4 protein-coding genes and 1 pseudogene are annotated in these 4,461 nt (G+C 73.1%); all 5 read left to right on the top strand.

Going from position 1 to position 4,461, the window contains the following annotated elements:
- Positions 1–248 (top strand): annotated as a pseudogene (locus tag ACIQOV_RS29065) (hypothetical protein); the annotation flags it as partial.
- Complete coding sequence (locus tag ACIQOV_RS29060) at positions 245–1,021, top strand: nucleotide exchange factor GrpE (protein ID WP_401053512.1); 777 nt, start codon at positions 245–247, stop codon at positions 1,019–1,021. The pseudogene ACIQOV_RS29065 and the gene ACIQOV_RS29060, both read left to right, overlap by 4 nt.
- A gap of 31 nt (positions 1,022–1,052) precedes the next feature.
- Positions 1,053–3,629 carry an Hsp70 family protein gene (locus ACIQOV_RS29055; protein WP_401053510.1) on the top strand — a complete coding sequence of 859 codons (2,577 nt, stop codon included), beginning with the start codon at positions 1,053–1,055 and terminating at the stop codon, positions 3,627–3,629.
- A complete protein-coding gene (locus ACIQOV_RS29050) occupies positions 3,626–3,994 on the top strand; it encodes a hypothetical protein (protein WP_401053508.1) in 369 nt (122 codons plus the stop codon). The genes ACIQOV_RS29055 and ACIQOV_RS29050 overlap by 4 nt, the downstream gene beginning before the upstream one ends.
- A 99-nt stretch (positions 3,995–4,093) precedes the next feature.
- Complete coding sequence (locus ACIQOV_RS29045) at positions 4,094–4,333, top strand: chaplin (RefSeq protein ID WP_359905472.1); 240 nt, start codon at positions 4,094–4,096, stop codon at positions 4,331–4,333.
- The last annotated feature ends 128 nt before the right edge of the window (positions 4,334–4,461 follow it).

Below are 4,461 nucleotides of genomic sequence, written 5' to 3'. Positions count from 1 at the left end.
TCCAGCAGCCCCTCCCTCCCGAGCCGGTCGACCAGGCCGCCGAGTTGCTCGCCCCCGCGCTCGCCGAGCCGCTGCTGGTGATCGAGCGCCCACCGCTGCCGCAGGCCGCCCTGCCCGCCCTCCACCGCGCCGAGCTGGCCGCCGACTTCGCCGAGCCCGCCCCCGGCGGCGCCGACCCCGAACCACCCGTCCCCGCCCGCTACGCGGCGGACCTGTCCGTGCTGCCGCAGATCGAGGTTCCCGAATGACCGACGCACCCGCCGACGCACCCACCGGCACGCCCGCCGGCACGCCCGCCGCAGACCCGCTCGACGGCCGCCGGCGGCTGGAGATCCCGCCCGGCGTCGAGGACGTCGACCTGGAGCAGGCGTTCGGCCGGCTGCTCTTCCGGGCCTCGCTGCTGGGGAGCAAGCTGACGGAGCAGAAGCAGGCCGCCCGGGCCGAGCAGCGCGAACTGCTGGGCATCCTGGTCGAGGTGGACGACGCGCTCGCCGCCCTCGGCCTGGACCGCGAGCTGGTGGCGCTCGGGCGCGGCGCCGGACTGGAGGCCACCCGGCGGCGGTTGCTCGGGCAGCTCGCCAAGGCCAAGGTGCGGCCGATGCGGCTGGAGGGCATGACGGCGGACCCGGACCTGACCGAGATCGTGGGCACCGAGCCCCGCGCCGGGGTGGCGCCGGAAACGGTGGTGCGGACGGTGGTGACCGGGTTCTTCTGGGGGGACGAAGTGCTGCGCCGGGCCCAGGTGGTGGTCGCCGCGCCGGAGCCGGAGCCGGACCCGCAGCCGCGGCTGGAGGACGGGGCGGCGGAGGCGCACTTCCCGGTCCCGCTGCCGGAACCGGAGACGCCCGAGGCCACCGAAGCCGCCCCGCCCGCCACCGACACCGAAGCCGCCCCGCCCGCCACCGCCGCCGATACCGCCGACGCCACCGCGCCGGTCACCCGGGCCCAGCCCAAGGCGGCCCCGCCCCGGGCCCGCCGCCGGGGCAGGGCCGTGGCCAAGCAGGCCAAGCGCAAGAAGTAGCCAGGACCACGAGGGGCAAGAGGGGAACGACATGTACCGCACACTCGGCATCGACCTGGGCACCACCAACTCCGTGGTCGCCCACCTGCGCCGGGGCGAGCCGGAGATCATCTTCAACCGGCAGAACCAGGAGGCCACGCCGTCCGTGGTCGGCAGTGGCCGCAAGGGCGAGCTGCTGGTGGGCTCCACCGCGCGCAGCCGGATCGCCGTCGACGGCGTCAACGTGATCCGCTCGGTCAAGCGCTTCATGGGCCGCAAGTTCAAGGACCCGCAGGTGCAGGCGGCCCTGAAGGAGGTGGACTACAAGGTCACCGCGGGCACCGACGGCGACGTCAACGTCTGGTTCAACGGCCGCTCGTACACCCCGATCGAGATCTCCGCGATCATCCTGCACCGCCTCAAGGAGGACGCCGAGCAGCGCTTCGGCGAGCCCTTCCACCGCGCCGTCATCACCGTCCCCGCCTACTTCGGCGAGCGGCAGGTCGCCGCCACCCAGGAGGCGGGCCGGATGGCCGGCCTGCACGTGCTGCGGATCATCAACGAGCCGACCGCCGCCGCCCTCGCCTACGGCATCACCTCCGAGGCGGGCGACGAGGGGCGGACCGTCCTGGTCTACGACCTCGGCGGCGGCACCTTCGACATCTCCATCCTGCTGCTGGTGCCCGGCTCGGTCTCGGTACTCGGCATCGAGGGCGACAACCTGCTCGGCGGCGACGACTTCGACCGCGGGATCACCACCGCGCTGCTGGAGGACATCCGCGAGGAGTACGGCGCGGAGTACCAGCCCGACCTGCGCGACCGTCCGAAGATCGCCGCCACCGCCGAGACCATCAAGATCGAGCTCTCCAATCAGGAGTCCTCCGAGGTCATCCTGCCGGGCCTGGGCGCCGGGCAGCTGGTGCTGGAGACGGAGTTCGAGCGGGCCCGCTTCGAGGAGCTGATCGAGGCCCGGATCGAGCGCACCATCGAACTGACCCACAAGGCCATCATGCAGGCCAACCTGACGGTCGGGGACATCGACGAGGTGGTGCTGGTCGGCGGCTCGACCGCGATCCCGCTGGTCGCCCGCCGGCTCGGCGAGGTCTTCGGCCCGCGCCGGATCCGGCGCGGCGTCAACCCGATGCAGTGCGTGGCGCTCGGCGCGGCCGTCCAGTCCGCGCTGGTCGGCGAGGTGGAGTGCCCCGAGTGCCGGGCCCCCGGCGACCTGTCCGCCTCCAACTGCGCCAACTGCGCCACCACCCTGCTCGGCGGCGCCCGGGTCTCCTGCCCGACCTGCCACATCCCGGTCGACGCCGACTCCGCCGCCTGCCCCAAGTGCGAGCGGGCGCTGGACGGTTCGGGCGCCACCGGGGCCGGCGCGACGGTCCCGCAGCAGACCCGGGCCACCGCCGTGGTGCACGGCGGCAACTGCCCGCGCTGCGGCACTCCGGCCGCCCCCGGCGTCACCGCCTGCGAACTGTGCGGCGAACCGCTCAACTCGGCCGCCCCCGGCCACACCAAGGTGGCCGGCACCGCCGCCGAGGACGTGGGCCTGCGCTGCGCCTCCTGCGGCCTGGTGAATCCGCCCGGCTGCGAGGTCTGCCCGGGCTGCGGCGAGCTGGCGCAGGTCACCAACCCGTTCGACATCACCCCGAAGAACCTCGGCATCGAGCTGAACGACGGCCGCCTCGCCGTCATCATCCCCAAGAACACCAGCTACCCGACGAGTTCGCCGGTCAGCCGGGAGTTCGTGGTCTCCGGCAGCGGCCGGCAGCGGCTGGAGATCGCGGTCTACGAGGGCGAGCACGAGATCGCCCAGCAGAACGAGTTGATCGGCCACCTCACCCTGCGGCTGCCCGAGGGCCTGGGCGGCCGCACTCCGGTGGAGGTCTCCTTCGGCCTCGACCGGGACCGCACCATCACCCTGTCGGTGCGGATCCAGGGCGGCGCCGAGAAGACCGTCAAGCTGGAACGGGTCACCCTCGACCCCGAGTTGAAGGTGCAGGTCGAGGAGCAGCAGCGGCAGATCGAGTCCTTCACCGACCGCTGGGGCGGCGAGCTGACCGAGGCCGAGATGCGCGAGGCACAGCGGCTGATGGACAGCCTGGACGACCTGGCGGCCGGGCAGACCCGTGGCCGGTCGGTGGACGCGGCGCTGGAGCGGGCCCAGCAGCAGCTCAAGGCCCAGCGCTGGGTGCGCGGTTCGGAGGCGTACCTGAGCCTGTTCATCCACTACTGCGAGAAGCACCTCGATCCGAGCGACCTGGACCGGCTGCGGTCGGTGGCCGCGGAGCTGCGGCTGCGCCGCGAGGCCGCCGACTGGGAGGGCGCGGTGCGCGCGGCCCAGCGGGCGGACGAGCTGTGCGACGCGCTCGGGCACACCATGCGGATGCTGACCATGTGCAACGTCTACGTGACCCAGAACATGGTCTCGCCCGCCCTGGGCCAGCTGATCATGGCCGAGCTGCGCGGGCTGGACGAGGCGGTGGAGGCGCCCAACATGGCGGAGGTCAACACCCACATGTCGAATCTGCTGGCCCTGTACGCGCAGGCGCAGCGGGAGCTGGGCAGCGAGCCGGCCCAGGAGTCGCTCGGCCCGGTCCGCCCCGAGGAGGCGGGGCCGCGATGAGCGCTGTGGACGCCTTCCCGCAGGTCCCGGCGGTCCCGGTGGCCCCGGGGGTCCGGGGGATCCCGGACGCGCCCGAGGTGCCGTGTCCGCTGTGCAGGGTCCCGGCGGATCCGCAGACCCTGCGCTGCCCCTCCTGCCGGGAGGACCTGTCGGTGCTGTTCCGGCTGCGTTACGCCGGACGGATCGACTACAACCGGGCGCTGGACGCCCTGGCGGCCGGGAACGAGTCGCTCGCCCTCGGCCTGCTGCACCGCGCGGTGGCGGCCGAGCCCGGGCTGTATCCGGCCCGGGAGCTGCTGGAATCACTGAACGTCGCCGCTCCCGCGGTGGCGGCGCGGAGGGGGCGGGAGGCCGACACGCCCTAGGACGGGGCAATCCGGCGTGCGGAGGAGCTGATCGCTTGTGATCGTGGGCGAGGTGTGATCGTCACACTTCGACCCGCTCTGCTCACAAGGAGTGACGCAATGCGTATGCGTACCACCTTCGCCGCCGCCGCCCTCGCCGCCACGGCGGTCCTCGCCGGGGCCGGCACCGCCTCCGCCGGCGAGGCCACCGCCAACGGTGCCGCCATCGGCTCGCCCGGCATCCTCTCCGGCAACGTGATCCAGGTGCCGATCAACCTGGAGGCCAACGTCTGCGGGAACTCGATCGGCATCATCTCGCTCCTCAACCCGGTCACCGGCAACACCTGCATCAACAAGTGACCCCGCGCGCTGGGGCCGCCCGTCGACCGACGGCCGGCCCCAGCGCCGCCGGCGCACAGATACGCACATCACACGAAGAACACCCCACACAAGTAGTAAAAAGGGTTTGCCGGTTGTGCGTGTAAAAA

Origin of the sequence: Kitasatospora sp. NPDC091257 (genome assembly GCF_044757675.1) — a bacterium.
Taxonomy (GTDB): domain Bacteria; phylum Actinomycetota; class Actinomycetes; order Streptomycetales; family Streptomycetaceae; genus Kitasatospora; species Kitasatospora lactacystinica.
The sequence above is the reverse complement of the archived record's forward strand: the minus strand, read 5'-3'. Positions and strand labels throughout refer to the sequence as shown.